Below are 14969 nucleotides of genomic sequence, written 5' to 3' on the forward strand. Positions count from 1 at the left end.
CCTGTCAGTCCGCTGGTGCCACGACCGGCGTGGGGTGCGTCGGCGCCTCGGCCTGCGGGACCGCGCTCGACCGGCGCAGGCCCAGTGTCAGCAGCACGACCGCTCCCACCACGGCGACCGCTCCGGAGAACCAGAAGTCCGCCGAGAGGCCGAACGAGGTCACCGCCGCGCCGCCGAGCACCGACCCCGCGGCGATCGCGAGCTGGATCGTCGTGACGAACAACGCCAGCCCGCTCTCCGCGCCCGCCGGCGAGGCGGTCGACATCCACGTCTGCGTCCCGAGTGGCAGCGCACCCCAGACGAATCCCCAGACCAGGAGCAGCGCGAACACCCCGACGACCGAGTGTGCGGCGAAGGGCAGCAGGACCACGGCCGCGGCGAGCACGATCTTCGCGACACCGATGGTGCCGATGACGTTCCGGCTCAGCGTGACGCCGGCGACGAAGTTCCCGGCGATGCCAGCGATCCCGAACACGAGCAGCGCCAGGGTGACGGTGTCCGGACCGACCCGGACGAGCTCCTCCAGGTACGGGGCGACGTAGGTGTAGGCAGCGAACTGCGCGACGAAGAGGAACGCGGCCGCGATGAGGCCGACGCGGGCACGCTGGACCCGGAGCAGGCCCGCGAGTGTCGAGAACCGGACCCGCTGCGACGACGGGATGCTCGGCAGCATCATCACCTGGAGCACCAGCGCCACCAGCCCCAGCGCGCCACCGATCACGAACGCGAGCCGCCAGCTGGCCAGCGACGACACGAAGGCGCCGAGCGGCAGGCTCACCACCGTGGCGACGGAGACCCCCGCGGTGATGAAGGAGGTCGCACGGATCACCGCGGACGGTGCCACGAGCCTCCCGGCGATGCCCGCGCCGATCGCCCAGAACCCGCCGATGCCGACGCCGAGGAGCATCCGGGCGACGAGCAGGACGCCGAAGGTCGGCGCGAGTGCCGCGAGGGCGTCCGCCACCACCAACAGGACCGTCAGGGCGAGCAGGACCGTCCGGCGGTCCAGGCGTGACGTCGCGACCGTGACGACCGGAGCGGCCACGGCCCCGGTGAGGCCCGTGAACACCACCATGAGTCCCGCCGTGCCGGTGTCGACGTCGAGGTCCCTGGCGATCGACGGCAGCAGACCGATGGGCAGGAACTCCGAGAGGACGAGGACGAACGAGCCGAGGGCGACCGACAGGACGCTCAGCCAGCCGCGGCGGTCCGAAGGGGTGGTCATGGACGCAACAAGCGCCGACGCCGAAGGGCCATTCCTCCGTTGCGACGAGACCACGCGGCAACGGCGACCGCCCGGCGATCGGACGAGCACGATGCGGCTGCGCGGCACTCGACCGGACGGCTAGCATCGACCAGGGTCGGGACCACCGACCGCCCAGGACGAGGAGCAGCGTGCGAGGACCGTTCCGCCGACTGCGCGTCCTCGCGCAGCCGAGCCGGGTGATCGCGGCCGCCTTCGCCGCCGCGATCCTCGTCGGCACGGTCCTCTTGCTCCTGCCGGTGTCGACGACCCCCGGCAACCGGGCGACCGTGGTCGAGGCGCTCTTCACCGCGACGAGTGCCCTGTGCGTGACCGGCCACGTCGTCGTCGACACCGGGACGTTCTGGTCACCGTTCGGGCAGGTGGTCATCCTGGCGTTGATCCAGGTCGGTGGGTTCGGGGTGATGTCCCTCGCGACACTGCTCGGGCTGCTCGTGGCCCGGCGACTCGGCCTGCGGACCCGCCTCACAGCCGTGAGCGAGACCCACGGCGTCGGGCCGGGGGACGTGGCGCGCGTCCTCCGCGGTGTCGGGCTCATCACCGTGGTGGTCGAGGCGTCGGTGGCTGTGCTGCTCACCGCACGGTGGGCACTCGCGTACGACGAGTCACCAGGCCGTGCGCTCTGGCTCGGCGTCTTCCACAGCATCTCCGGGTTCAACAACGCCGGCTTCGCGCTCCGGGCGGACAGCCTGGTCAGCTACGCCGCCGACCCCTGGATCTGCCTGCCGATCTGCGCCGCCATCATCCTCGGCGGGCTCGGGTTCCCGGTCATCATGGAGCTGCGCCGCCGGTTCCTCGTCCCGCGCACGTGGACGCTCAACACGACGACGGTCGTCGTCGGCACCGTCGTGCTGCTCGTCGTCGGAGCCGCGACCATCACGGCCCTGGAGTGGCGCAACCCGGCGACGCTCGGTGCCTACGATCCGCTGCAGCGCCTCCTGGTCGGGTTCACCGCCGGCGTCATGCCGCGCACGGCGGGGTTCAACAACATCGACATCGGCGCGATGCACCCGGCGAGCTGGCTCGTGACGGACGTGCTCATGTTCATCGGCACCGGACCGGCCGGGACCGGTGGTGGGCTGAAGATCACCACGTTCGCGGTGCTCCTCTTCATCGTGATCGCAGAACTGCGCGGTGACACCGCCGTCAACATGTTCAACAAGCGGCTGCCGCGGTCGACGCACCGGGAGGCCCTCACCGTCGCGCTCCTGTCCGTCGCGTTGGTCGTCACCTCCACGTTCGTCATCATGCTCATGACCGACGTCCGGCTCGACCGCGTCCTGTTCGAGGTGATCTCCGCCTTCTCGACGGTCGGACTGTCGACCGGGATCACTGCGGACCTGCCGGCGGCGGCGCAGCTCGTCCTCGTGGCACTGATGTTCATCGGCCGTCTCGGGCCGGTCGCGCTCGGTTCCGCGCTCGCCTTGTCCCGGGGCACCCGCGTCTACGAACTCCCGAAGGAGCGTCCGATCATTGGTTGACAACCCGTTCTCCCGCAAGGCGGCGTCCCGTACCGCCTCCGCCGTGGCCGTCATCGGCCTCGGACGCTTCGGCGGTGCACTCGCCGTCGAGCTCGCCCGGTCCGGCACCGAGGTCCTCGGGATCGACACCGACGAGGACATCGTGCAGGCGCACAACGGCGTCCTGACGCACGTCGTCCGCGCCGACGCCACCCGTCAGGCGACCCTCGACCAGCTCGGGCTGCGCGAGTTCGACCGTGTGGTCATCGGCATCGGGACCGACATCCAAGCGAGCATCCTCACGACGTCGCTGCTGAAACGGATGGGCGGGCCCACGATCTGGGCGAAGGCGATCAGCGAGCAGCACGGCCTCATCCTCGAGCAGCTCGCCGTCGACCACGTGGTGTACCCGGAGGCCGACATGGGGCGGCGCGTCGCGCACCTGGTACGCGGGTCGATGCTCGACTACGTGGAGTTCGACCAGGACCTCGTCGTGGCGAAGACCGTGGTGCCGGAGGAGGTCGTCGGCCACCGCTTGGACGAATCGGTCCTCCGACGGCGGTTCGGGATCACCGTGGTGAAGATCAAGGGTGCCGACGGGCAGTGGCACAGCGCCGCCGGGGACACAGTCCCGCAGGCCGGGGACACCCTGATCGTCATCGGGCCGGTCGCACGGACCGAACGGTTCTGCGCCCTGCGCTGAGGGCGAGCGCGTCAGCCACCGAACGCGGAGATCTCCTCCACCAGCGGCTCGTGCATCGCCCGCCGGAGCGCGGCCGCCCCCGCGACGACGCTCGCCCGCTCGGCCTCCGGGATCGCGTCGAGGAGCCCGACGATCTCGACCCGGCGCCGCTCCATCACGTCCGCGACCAGGGCGCGCCCCTGCCCGGTCGCTCCGACGAGGACCTCGCGGCGGCTCTCGGTGCTCGGCAGCCGCTCGACCCACCCGTCCTCGACGAGACGGTCGACGATCCGCGTGAGCGTCGACGCGCCGACCGCGAGGCGCTCGGCGAGGTCGCCCGACCGTGTGGGACCGAGGGTCGTCACGAGGACGATGAGGCGGAACTGCGGGACGGTGACGTGCTCGAGTGCGGGTGCGAGTGACCGGGCGACGACTCCCAGCAGTCCGCGTGATGCTGCGAGCAACTCGTCGATGCCCTCTGATGGTGCGTGTGGCATGGGTCCATCCTGCCGGACGGGGCCGGCCTGGTCGTGCAGACGGGAGGCCCGGTGCCAGCTGGCACCGGGCCTCCCGTCTGCGGCAGGTCGCGTCTCAGACGCGCACGGCGCGCTCGTCGGGCACGCAGTGCGTCATCATGAGGCCCTCGACGTCACGCGAGCCGTTGTGCCCGAGGTTCGCCAGGCGCGCGAACTCGGCCTCGTCGAGGGTCTGGGACTGCAGCGGCGGCAGGTCCTTCACCTCGTCGAGCGTGATGCCGAGGCCCTCGCCGACGCGGCGGCCGAGGTCGTCCTCGACCATGTAGAAGTGCCAGAGCATGCGCTCCTGCACCGGTCGGGCCGCCTGCGAGATGAGGTCGACGAAGTTGGCGACCAGGTCGTCGCGCTCCCAGTCCTCGAGCAGCAGGTACCGCTGACCGGCCTGCGTGTAGTCGTTCGTCCGCGGGATGCGCTTGCGGGTGAGTCGGCCGACGATCTCCGGACCCTGGTCGTCGTGCGTCGGGTACTCGGCCTCGCGCAGTCCGCCGGTGATCGAGGGCTCGTAGTTGACGTGGGGGTTCTCGCCACCGTGGTCCTGGTGGTACGCCATCTGCCCGTCGCGCTGGTTCGTGGCGACGTTCCCGTTCTTCGGCGCGTTCACCGGCAGCTGCAGGTAGTTCGGGCCGACGCGGTACCGCTGCGTGTCCGAGTAGGAGAACGTGCGGCCGACGAGCATCTTGTCGTCGGAGAAGTCGAGTCCGTCGACCAGCACGCCGGTGCCGAACGAGAGCTGCTCGTTCTCGGCGAAGTGGTTCGTGACGTTCCGGTTGAGCACCATCTTGCCGACGACCTTCGGCGGGAACTCGTTCTCGGGCCACACCTTGGTGTCGTCGAGCGGGTCGAAGTCGAGCTCGGGGTGGTCGTGGTCGTCCATGAGCTGCACGCGGAGCTCCCACTCCGGGTACTCGCCCCGTTCGATGGCCTCGTACAGGTCCTTCGACGCGTGGCCGAGGTCACCGCCCTGCACCACGGCCGCGTCGGCCTCGGTCATCGAGCTGACGCCGACCGACGGGATCCAGTGGTACTTGACGAGCTTGGTGTCGCCGTCGCCGTTCACCCACTTGTAGGTGTTCACGCCGAAGCCCTGCTGCGTCCGGTAGTTCGCGGGGATGCCGCGCGGGCTGAACAGGTTGACGAGCATGTGCATCGCCTCGGGCGTCTGCGACATGAAGTCGAAGATGCGGGCCGGCTCCTGACGGAACGTGACGGGGTCCGGCTTGAGGGAGTGGATGACGTCCGGGAACTTGATGGCGTCGCGGATGAAGAAGACACCGAGGTTGTTGCCGACGAGGTCCCAGTTGCCGTCCTCGGTGTAGAACTTCACCGCGAAGCCGCGGGGGTCGCGAGCGGCTTCTGACGAGTCGCGCCCGCCGATCACGGTCGAGAACCGGATGGCGACGTCGGTGCGCTTGCCGGCCTCCTGGAAGAGCTTCGCGCGGGTGTACTGCGCGATCGGCTCGTCACCCCAGGTGCCGGTGGCCTCGAAGTACCCGAAGGCGACCGCGCCGCGGGCGTGCACGACCCGCTCCGGGATCCGCTCGCGGTCGAAGTGGCTGATCTTCTCGAGGAACTGGTAGTTCTCGAGCGTCGCCGGGCCGCGGGCCCCGACCGTGCGCTGGTTCTGGTTGTCGTAGACGGGGTGGCCCTGCCGGTTGGTGAGCACCCGGCGGTCGTCACCCTCGGCGGGTGGCTGGCTGGAGACGTCGGTCATGGCGTCGTCCTCTCTGCGTTCTGGTCACGGACTCGGGTTCACGCCCGAGTGTGGCCTGCGGGGGAGACGACTGTTCCCAGCGGTGATGGGGTTCCCAGGAGTTCAGAGCCCGTTCAGCTCCGGCCGCGGTTCCGCCGACGCACGGCCTTGGGGGCACGCCCCGCCATGAACGAGCGGGCCGGGTCGACGACGAACCCCTGCCGCAGCGCCTCGCGCCCGACGAGCATCCGGAAGCCCATCTGGTCGCGGTTGCTCAGCGTCACCTCGGCCAGGACCGTGCGCCCGGCGAGCTCGATCGACATCAGCACCACGATCCGCTCCTGCGTGTGACCGCTCGAGCTGCGGATCACGCGGCGGTCGTGGATCGCGCACTCGACGGTCTGCGGGTCGACGTCGGAGTCCTGCCACGGGTGCACCGAGAACCGGACGCGGCCGCCGGGGAGCTCCTCGACGTCGAAGGCGTGCAGCGCCGAACTCCGGGCACCGGTGTCGAGCTTGACCTTGATCCAGGGGATGCCGATGTCCGGCAGCGCCGCCCACTCCCGCCACCCGGCGACGATCCGCACACGGGACGCGGACTTCCCGCCGTCGGGGCGCTTCGCGGGGTCGGCCATGCCCCTATCTTGGCAGTGATGAAACTCGCCATCCTGTCGCGCGCTCCGCACGCGTACTCGACGCAGCGTCTCCGCACCGCTGCCGCCGAACGCGGTCACACCGTCAAGGTGCTGAACACCCTCCGGTTCGCGATCGACCTCACCGGTGAGCAGCCGGACCTGCAGTACCGCGGCAAGCTGCTGTCCGACTACGACGCCGTCCTGCCGCGCATCGGCAACTCCATCACGTACTACGGCACCGCGGTCGTCCGACAGTTCGAGCAGATGGACGTCTACACGCCGAACACCGCGAACGGCATCACGAACTCGCGCGACAAGCTCCGCGCGAACCAGATCCTGTCCCGGCACGACATCGGCATGCCGGCGACGACGTTCGTCAACAGCCGGGCGGACGTCCGCGGTGCGATCGAGCGGGTCGGTGGCGCCCCGGTCGTCATCAAGCTGCTCGAGGGCACGCAGGGGATCGGGGTGATCCTGGCGCCCGAGGCGAAGGTCGCCGAGTCCATCGTCGAGACCCTCCACTCGACGAAGCAGAACGTGCTCATCCAGAGCTTCATCTCGGAGAGCCGCGGCAAGGACATCCGCGCGCTCGTGGTGGGGGACCGGGTGGTCGCGGCGATGCGCCGGTCCGCGTCCGGCGACGAGTTCCGCTCGAACGTGCACCGCGGCGGCACCGTCGAGCAGGTCACGCTGACGCCGGAGTACGAGGAGGCCGCCGTGCGCTCCGCCCAGATCATGGGGCTCCGGGTCGCCGGCGTCGACATGCTCGAGGGCAACGAGGGACCGCTCGTGATGGAGGTCAACTCCTCCCCGGGCCTGGAGGGCATCGAGCGCGCCACCGGCCTCGACGTCGCCGGTGCGATCATCGACTTCATCGCGAACCAGGTCGCGTTCCCCGAGATCGACGTCCGGCAGCGCCTCAGTGTCTCGACGGGGTACGGCGTCGCCGAGCTGCTCGTGCACACGAACGCGGACCTGGTCGGCAAGACGATCAAAGACTCGGGGCTGTGGGACCGCGACATCACGGTCCTCACGCTGCACCGCGGGACGTCGGTCATCCCGAACCCCCGCAGTGGCGTGGTGCTCGAGCCCGGTGACCGGCTGCTGTGCTTCGGCAAGCTCGAGGAGATGCGCTCGATGATCCCGGACCGCCGTCGTCGACGCACGAAGCTGCGGAAGCTCCCGAAGGAAGCGCTGCCCGACAGCTGACCCCGGTCCTGACCGGGCGGCTGTCGCGGACCCCCGCGTGCCCTCGTCCGGATGGCGCGGGCCCTCGGGCCGGGCGGCGCACCCCGGCCCGGTGCCGCGTACCGTCCGAGCAGAAGAGAGTTCGTCTCGTGTCCCGCGGTCCATGATCGTCCCGGGGAGGACGGCACCGGAGCGCGGGCGCCGTGAACAGGGAGCACGCCATGACGAAGTACGAATCGAACCAGGACGTGGAGCCGCTCCACGTGACCACCTACCGTTCCGCCCGCAAGGCCGCTCGCCGCGGGTGGGCGGTCCCGGCGGACGTGCCGGTGCCGTCGCTCGAGGACGTCTGGCGCAGCGACCGCACCCCGGCGGACCGGGCCCGACAGCGCTGACCCCGTCGCGATGAGCTCCGGAGCACGGCCGACCACGGCCCGGCTCCGGCGAGACCGTCCTCAGCCCGGACCGGACGACCCCGCCCGGACCGCGGTGAGTACGACGTCGAGCGCCCGGTCGAGTTCGGGCAGTGTCACGGCCCCGTACCCGAGCACGATCCCGTTGCCCGACCGTCCCCGCTCGAGCTCGTAGTCGGCGAGGTCGGCCAGCAGGACACCGTCCGCCGCCGCGCGGGTGACCACGGCAGCGCCGGTCGGTGTACCCGGCCACGTCAGGACCGCGTGTAGACCGCCGGTGAGGGCACGGGCCTCCAGGCCGGGGATGCCCGTGTCGGCGAGCCGGACCGCGATCCGTTCCCGTCGGTGCGTGTAGTCCCGGCGCACCCGGCCGAGGTGGCGGCGGAACGCCCCGGTGCGGAGCAGGTGCGCGAGCGTGACCTGTACCGGCTCGGCGACGACCGCACCGCGGGCCGTCCGGGCCGATCGGACCGCTTCGCCGACCGGACCGGCGGGCACGACGACGTAGGCACACCGGAGCCGCGGGTCGAGGGTCTTCGAGAAGCCGCCGAGGTGCACCACGACGCCGTCGGTGTCGAGCGCGGCGAGGGCCGGGACGGGACTGCCCCGGTGGCGGAACTCGGAGTCGTAGTCGTCCTCGACCACGACCATGCCGACCGCCGAGGCGTGCGCGAGCAGCGCTCGCCGGTGCCCGACCGGCATCACGGAGCCGAGCGGGTACTGGTGCGTGGGGGAGACGACGACCGCGTCGACGTCGACCGCGGCGAGGGCGGCGAGGTCGACGCCGTCCGGTCCGACGGGGACGGCCACCAGGTCCGCGCCGGCACTCGTCAGGGCGCGGTGGCCGGAACGGTACCCGGGGTCCTCGACGGCGATCCGGGGCGCGCGGCCGAGCAGGGTGCCCAGTGCCTCGGCGACGAGGGACAGCGCCTCCGAGGTCCCGGCAGCGACGAGGACCTGCGACACCGACGGGGAGAACCCGCGCGCGAGACCGAGCTGCACGACCAGTTGCTCGCGCAGGGCGGGCAGCCCCGCGGGCTCGGACAGCGCGTTGCGGAGCGGCGCGTCGGCCGCGGCCCGCCAGGCCGCTCGCCAGTCCCGGTCGCTGATCGCGGCGACGGCCGGGATCCCCGGTCGGCAGTCGACGCCGAGTCGCTCCGGCGCCTCGGCAGGTGCGACATCCGGCGCCGGCCCCCGCTGCCCGCGGCTCACCCCGGGCGCACCGCCCGCTCCGGCCACGACCCGGGCCGCCGCGCCCTGCCGCGTCCGGAGGTACCCCTCGCCGTCGAGCTGCTCGTAGGCCGCCACGACTGTGCCGCGCGCGACCCCGAGCTCGCCCGCCAGGGACCGCGTCGACGGCAGCGGGTCACCGGCGCCGAGGGTCCCGTCGTGCACCAGGGCCCGCACCCGTGCGACGACGGCGGCCACCTTGCTCGACTGGTCCACCTGGAGCGCCCCGATCTGGTCTACGTGCTGGTCCAGTCCCGACCCTAGCGTCGAGACATGCCCGCTCCCGACGCACTGCCTTCCCTCACCGTCCGCCGTCTCCGCGAGCGCCAGCAGACCGATCCGGAGGCGCTCCGTCAGGTCCTCGCCGAGGGCTTCGTCGCCCACGTCGCCCTCGTCCGTGACGGCTTCCCGATCGTCCTGCCGTACCTGTACGGCGTCGGCGACCTCGGTGCCGGACCGGTCCTGCTGTTGCACGGGTCGACGGGCGGCGGGCTCTTCCTCGACGCCGGCGCGGAGGGCGTCCCCGTCTCCGCCACGGTCACCCACCTGGACGGCATCGTCTTCGCCCGCTCGACCTTCGACAGCTCCGCGAACTACCGCAGCGCGATGGTCGTCGGCCGCGCGACTGTGGTGCCGACCGAGCAGCGTGCCGAGGCGCTCCGCCAGGTCGCGGACCACCTCATGCCCGGCCGGCGCGCCGAGGTGCGCGAGATGACCGCCAAGGAGGTCCGCCAGACCCAGGTCCTGCAACTCCCGCTCGACACGGCGAGCGTCAAGGTCCGTGCCGCCGGCGTCGGTGAGGCACCCGACGACGGTGAGGACCACCGTGTCTGGGCGGGTGTCCTGCCGGTCGCGGTGCGTGCCGGCGCACCGGTGTCGGGAGCGCTCGCCGCCGCGTCGGCCACGGCTCCCGACCCGTCCGTGCTCGCGCTCGCCGCACGGCTCGACGCGCTCGCCGACGACCGGGAGGCCGCGTGTCTGTGACGGACCGCAGGAACTCGCCGAGGTTCCCCAGCCGTGGTCAGGTTCCTGACCGATACGTTGTCTCTCCGGGTCGCCGCCCGAGACGGGCGGTCCAGACACGGAAGGAACCATGGGACGCCAAGCACTGCCCGCTGACGACGACCGTCGATCGGGCGCCGGCACCGTCCCCACAACCGTCGCCCCCGTGACCCGGGCACGCGGCCGCCGCGCCGCCGCCGGACCATCCGTCGCCCGCAGCACCTGGGTGGCGCACGAGCGCCCGGCCCGCGTCGTGACGCTCTCCCCGGCGCGGACCGCCCACCCGGTCGCCGACCCCGTGACCGGCACGCTCGTCTCCCGGACCGCCGCGCTCCGCGCCGAGCGCGCGGCCGACCCGCGGCACGTGCGACGTGCCGCCACCGCCAGACGCGCCGCACTGCTGATCGCCCCGGCACTGGCGGTCACCTCGACCCTGTCCCTCTCGATCCCGGCCGAGGCCGCCACGGCCGCACCGGCTGCGGTGCCCACGACGACCTCCCTCGAGCTGCAGACCTACACCGTCGCCCACGACGTCGAGGTCCCGATCACGTCGTCCGACGGCGTGACGACGACATCGGTCGTGTCGTACCCGACCCTGGTCCTCCGCTTCGGCGTGACCGAGGCCCAGGCGCAGTCGGCACTGTCCGCGGCGCTCTCGGCAGGCGGCGACCGCGCCACGGTGCTGCAGACGGCACTGCAGTACCTCGGCGACCCGTACCTCGAGGGCGGAGCGGACCACGCGGGCATCGACTGCTCCGGCCTGACGATGGTGGCGTACCAGGCGGTCGGGATCGAGCTCGCCCACTACGTCCCCACGCAGGACGCCGCCGCGGAGACCGTCCCCGAGTCCGAGGCGGCGCCGGGGGACCTGGTGGTCTTCGACGACGAGGACCACGTCGGCCTGTACCTCGGGCAGGGACTCGTGCTCCAGGCACCGCACCCGGGCGAGGTCGTGGACATCGTCCCGATGTACTCGATGCCGCACCACTTCGCCCGGCTCCTGCCTGCCGGTTCCTGAGCGGCGGGGTCGTCGCCGTGCAGGCCGACGGCTCCGACCGGCCACGTGTTCCCCGTGCGTGTGCTCACGGAGGCCGGGACCGTCGTGCAGTCGGTCTGACCAGCCCGACCACGCAGGATCGCTGGGCTGACTCGCGAAGGGTTGCGGGCCTCCCGTAAGCTGGAGTGATGGCCACCGACACCCGCACCCCGTTCGAGGAGCAGAGCGCAGCACGCTCCGTCCGCCCGCAGGTGCGCCCGCGCACCGAGGGCTGGCAGCAGGCCACGGGGACCGACGGCCGACCACTGCTGCAGTTCGCGTCGCCGAAGCGGGGCAAGCCGCCCGTGCACCTGGCCGACCTGACGGCCGAGGAGCGCGAAGCCAAGGTCAAGGAACTCGGTCTGCCCGGGTTCCGCGCCAAGCAGCTCGCCACCCACTACTTCACGCACTACACGTCCGACCCGGCCAAGATGACCGACCTGCCGGCGGCCCAGCGCGACGAACTCGTCGCCGGCATGCTGCCGCCCCTGCTGACCGAGACCCGTCGTCTCGAGACGGACAAGGGCGACACGATCAAGTTCCTCTGGAAGCTGCACGACGGCGCCCTCGTGGAGTCGGTGCTCATGCGGTACCCGGGGCGCATCACGCTCTGCGTCTCGTCCCAGGCCGGCTGCGGGATGAACTGCCCGTTCTGCGCGACCGGCCAGGCAGGCCTGACGCGCAACATGTCGACGGCCGAGATCATCGAGCAGATCGTCCGGGCGAACGAGGCGATCGCTGCCGGGGAACTCGGCGGCGATCCTCGCAAGGGCGGCAAGGACCGGGTCGATGCCGAGCGCGTCACGAACATCGTCTTCATGGGCATGGGGGAGCCGCTCGCGAACTACAAGCGCGTGATGGACGCGGTGCGGATCATGACCGCGCCCCAGCCGAACGGCCTCGGCATGAGCGCCCGCGGCATCACGATCTCGACGGTCGGCCTGGTGCCCGCGATCCTGAAGCTCGCCGACGAGGACATCCCGGTGACCTTCGCGCTGTCGTTGCACGCGCCGGACGACGAACTCCGCGACGAGCTCATCCCGGTGAACTCGAAGTGGAAGGTCGACGAGGCGATCGACGCCGCCCACAACTACTACGTCAAGACCGGTCGCCGCGTCTCGATCGAGTACGCGCTCATCAAGGACATGAACGACCACGCCTGGCGTGCGGATCTGTTGGCGGAGAAGCTCAACAAGCGCGGCAAGGGCTGGGTGCACGTCAACCCGATCCCGCTCAACCCGACGCCCGGGTCTGTGTGGACCTCGTCCGAGGTGCACGTGCAGGACGAGTTCGTCCGCCGACTCAACGCCGCCGGCATCCCGACCACCCTCCGCGACACCCGCGGCAAGGAGATCGACGGTGCCTGCGGGCAGTTGGCAGCGGCCGACTGACGGCTGACCGACTCGTCGGTCAGGTGAGCGACGGCTCTGACGGGAGGCGCGGTGCGAGTACGCATCTGGGCCCACGACGGCCGGTTCCAGACCGACGCGCCAGCGGCGGGCTGGCCGTGCCCGGTGGGGAGCCTTCTGTCGTTCCCAGGGACGGTCAGCGGCCGCGATCGCGTACGGCTTCCGCCGCCCGGAACAGCAGGGGAGCAGGCGCGACACGCCCGGGAGTCGAGCTGGCTTGGCGCTGCCGTTCACCCGTGCGTAAAGTAATCACTCGTTGCCGCTGAGGCGGAGAACGGATCGGCCGAGACGCTGACCGGGTCAACGACCTGGGAGATGCAGTCTGGCTCCGATCTTCCCCGGGCAACGAACCAGCCTCTCTGGCGAGACATCGTGATGATGTCGAGTGGGGAGTGCGTCTGGTCCTTGAGAACTCAACAGCGTGCACATTGTCAATGCCAATTTTATTGACCCCGTGCCTGGTCGGTTTCGGCTGATCGGGTGTGGAGCAATTCCTTTTGGATTGAAGATTGTCAGTAGACAGTCAACAGTCAAGATCAACTCGCTGACACTTCGGTGTTGGTTGTAATTTTTTACGGAGAGTTTGATCCTGGCTCAGGACGAACGCTGGCGGCGTGCTTAACACATGCAAGTCGAACGATGATGCCCAGCTTGCTGGGCGGATTAGTGGCGAACGGGTGAGTAACACGTGAGTAACCTGCCCCTGACTCTGGGATAAGCGTTGGAAACGACGTCTAATACTGGATATGACTACTGGTCGCATGGCCTGGTGGTGGAAAGATTTTTTGGTTGGGGATGGACTCGCGGCCTATCAGCTTGTTGGTGAGGTAATGGCTCACCAAGGCGACGACGGGTAGCCGGCCTGAGAGGGTGACCGGCCACACTGGGACTGAGACACGGCCCAGACTCCTACGGGAGGCAGCAGTGGGGAATATTGCACAATGGGCGAAAGCCTGATGCAGCAACGCCGCGTGAGGGATGACGGCCTTCGGGTTGTAAACCTCTTTTAGTAGGGAAGAAGCGAAAGTGACGGTACCTGCAGAAAAAGCACCGGCTAACTACGTGCCAGCAGCCGCGGTAATACGTAGGGTGCAAGCGTTGTCCGGAATTATTGGGCGTAAAGAGCTCGTAGGCGGTTTGTCGCGTCTGCTGTGAAATCCCGAGGCTCAACCTCGGGCTTGCAGTGGGTACGGGCAGACTAGAGTGCGGTAGGGGAGATTGGAATTCCTGGTGTAGCGGTGGAATGCGCAGATATCAGGAGGAACACCGATGGCGAAGGCAGATCTCTGGGCCGTAACTGACGCTGAGGAGCGAAAGCATGGGGAGCGAACAGGATTAGATACCCTGGTAGTCCATGCCGTAAACGTTGGGCGCTAGATGTAGGGACCTTTCCACGGTTTCTGTGTCGTAGCTAACGCATTAAGCGCCCCGCCTGGGGAGTACGGCCGCAAGGCTAAAACTCAAAGGAATTGACGGGGGCCCGCACAAGCGGCGGAGCATGCGGATTAATTCGATGCAACGCGAAGAACCTTACCAAGGCTTGACATACACCGGAAACGGCCAGAGATGGTCGCCCCCTTGTGGTCGGTGTACAGGTGGTGCATGGTTGTCGTCAGCTCGTGTCGTGAGATGTTGGGTTAAGTCCCGCAACGAGCGCAACCCTCGTTCTATGTTGCCAGCGGGTTATGCCGGGGACTCATAGGAGACTGCCGGGGTCAACTCGGAGGAAGGTGGGGATGACGTCAAATCATCATGCCCCTTATGTCTTGGGCTTCACGCATGCTACAATGGCCGGTACAAAGGGCTGCGATACCGTAAGGTGGAGCGAATCCCAAAAAGCCGGTCTCAGTTCGGATTGAGGTCTGCAACTCGACCTCATGAAGTCGGAGTCGCTAGTAATCGCAGATCAGCAACGCTGCGGTGAATACGTTCCCGGGCCTTGTACACACCGCCCGTCAAGTCATGAAAGTCGGTAACACCCGAAGCCGGTGGCCTAACCCTTGTGGAAGGAGCCGTCGAAGGTGGGATCGGTGATTAGGACTAAGTCGTAACAAGGTAGCCGTACCGGAAGGTGCGGCTGGATCACCTCCTTTCTAAGGAGCATCTGGTCAGCGCTGCTCACCGTGTGGTGGGTTGGTTGCTGGTCCAGGCGCCCGGTTCGGACCGAACGTGTCCGACGGGTAGCTCATGGGTGGAACATTGACAGTGCAGTCGGGAGCGCGTCTTCCGGTCTCAGTACGTCCCGCTTGCGGGGTTGGAACGGGTCGGGTGGGAGCGGGTCGGCTGGTGCACGTTGTTGGGTCCTGAGGGACCAGGCTTCCTGGCCACGGTGGGTCACTTTCGGGTGGTTCGGTGGTTGGGGGTTGGGCCGGAAGGTCCTTCGGTGGGCCGCATGATGTCAGACCGGTTGGTCTGGGGGAGTGT

At 69.5% G+C, this 14969-nt stretch carries 12 protein-coding genes and 1 rRNA gene; 8 read left to right on the forward strand and 5 right to left on the reverse strand.

Going from position 1 to position 14969, the window contains the following annotated elements:
- Positions 1 to 4 precede the first annotated feature (4 nt).
- Complete coding sequence (locus DEJ18_RS05365) at positions 5 to 1225, reverse strand: MFS transporter (protein WP_111211225.1); 1221 nt, start codon at positions 1223 to 1225, stop codon at positions 5 to 7.
- A 170-nt stretch (positions 1226 to 1395) separates the two neighbouring features.
- Between DEJ18_RS05365 and DEJ18_RS05370 the strand changes: the two genes are divergently transcribed.
- Both DEJ18_RS05370 and DEJ18_RS05375 read left to right on the forward strand, forming a co-directional pair.
- Positions 1396 to 2745, forward strand: a complete 1350-nt coding sequence (locus DEJ18_RS05370) for a TrkH family potassium uptake protein (RefSeq protein ID WP_111211224.1) — start codon at positions 1396 to 1398, stop codon at positions 2743 to 2745.
- Entirely contained in the window at positions 2738 to 3427 is a 690-nt protein-coding gene (locus DEJ18_RS05375; RefSeq protein ID WP_111211223.1) for a potassium channel family protein, read from the forward strand. The genes DEJ18_RS05370 and DEJ18_RS05375 overlap by 8 nt, the downstream gene beginning before the upstream one ends.
- Before the next feature lie 11 nt (positions 3428 to 3438).
- Here DEJ18_RS05375 and DEJ18_RS05380 read toward each other — a convergent pair whose 3' ends face one another.
- The 3 genes from DEJ18_RS05380 to DEJ18_RS05390 form a co-directional block, all read right to left on the reverse strand.
- The gene (locus DEJ18_RS05380) at positions 3439 to 3903 is read right to left on the reverse strand and encodes a MarR family winged helix-turn-helix transcriptional regulator (RefSeq protein ID WP_111081103.1); all 465 of its coding nucleotides are present in this window, start codon (positions 3901 to 3903) and stop codon (positions 3439 to 3441) included.
- Between the two features lie 94 nt (positions 3904 to 3997).
- Positions 3998 to 5653, reverse strand: a complete 1656-nt coding sequence (locus DEJ18_RS05385) for a catalase (protein WP_111211222.1) — start codon at positions 5651 to 5653, stop codon at positions 3998 to 4000.
- Between the two features lie 113 nt (positions 5654 to 5766).
- Complete coding sequence (locus DEJ18_RS05390) at positions 5767 to 6267, reverse strand: ATP-dependent zinc protease family protein (RefSeq protein ID WP_111211221.1); 501 nt, start codon at positions 6265 to 6267, stop codon at positions 5767 to 5769.
- Between the two features lie 18 nt (positions 6268 to 6285).
- Here DEJ18_RS05390 and rimK point away from each other — a divergent pair, with 18 nt between their 5' ends.
- Positions 6286 to 7476 (forward strand): 30S ribosomal protein S6--L-glutamate ligase, encoded by a 1191-nt coding sequence (rimK, locus tag DEJ18_RS05395; protein ID WP_111081100.1) that lies wholly within the window; start codon positions 6286 to 6288, stop codon positions 7474 to 7476.
- Positions 7477 to 7676: 200 nt separating this feature from the next.
- A complete protein-coding gene (locus tag DEJ18_RS05400) occupies positions 7677 to 7850 on the forward strand; it encodes a hypothetical protein (protein ID WP_181431118.1) in 174 nt (57 codons plus the stop codon).
- A gap of 60 nt (positions 7851 to 7910) precedes the next feature.
- Here DEJ18_RS05400 and pdxR read toward each other — a convergent pair whose 3' ends face one another.
- On the reverse strand, positions 7911 to 9314 hold the full coding sequence (pdxR, locus tag DEJ18_RS05405; protein ID WP_181434257.1) for a MocR-like pyridoxine biosynthesis transcription factor PdxR: 1404 nt from the start codon (positions 9312 to 9314) through the stop codon (positions 7911 to 7913).
- A 57-nt stretch (positions 9315 to 9371) separates the two neighbouring features.
- Between pdxR and DEJ18_RS05410 the strand changes: the two genes are divergently transcribed.
- The 4 genes from DEJ18_RS05410 (at position 9372) to DEJ18_RS05425 (ending at position 14638) form a co-directional block, all read left to right on the forward strand.
- A complete protein-coding gene (locus DEJ18_RS05410; protein ID WP_146241613.1) occupies positions 9372 to 10082 on the forward strand; it encodes a pyridoxamine 5'-phosphate oxidase family protein in 711 nt (236 codons plus the stop codon).
- Between the two features lie 109 nt (positions 10083 to 10191).
- Positions 10192 to 11118, forward strand: coding sequence for a C40 family peptidase (locus DEJ18_RS05415; RefSeq protein ID WP_111211219.1), 927 nt, complete (start codon positions 10192 to 10194; stop codon positions 11116 to 11118).
- A gap of 167 nt (positions 11119 to 11285) precedes the next feature.
- Positions 11286 to 12527, forward strand: a complete 1242-nt coding sequence (gene rlmN, locus DEJ18_RS05420; RefSeq protein ID WP_111211218.1) for a dual-specificity RNA methyltransferase RlmN — start codon at positions 11286 to 11288, stop codon at positions 12525 to 12527.
- Between the two features lie 589 nt (positions 12528 to 13116).
- Positions 13117 to 14638 (forward strand): 16S ribosomal RNA (locus tag DEJ18_RS05425).
- The last annotated feature ends 331 nt before the right edge of the window (positions 14639 to 14969 follow it).

It is taken from the genome of Curtobacterium sp. MCSS17_015 (assembly GCF_003234265.2).
Taxonomy (GTDB): domain Bacteria; phylum Actinomycetota; class Actinomycetes; order Actinomycetales; family Microbacteriaceae; genus Curtobacterium.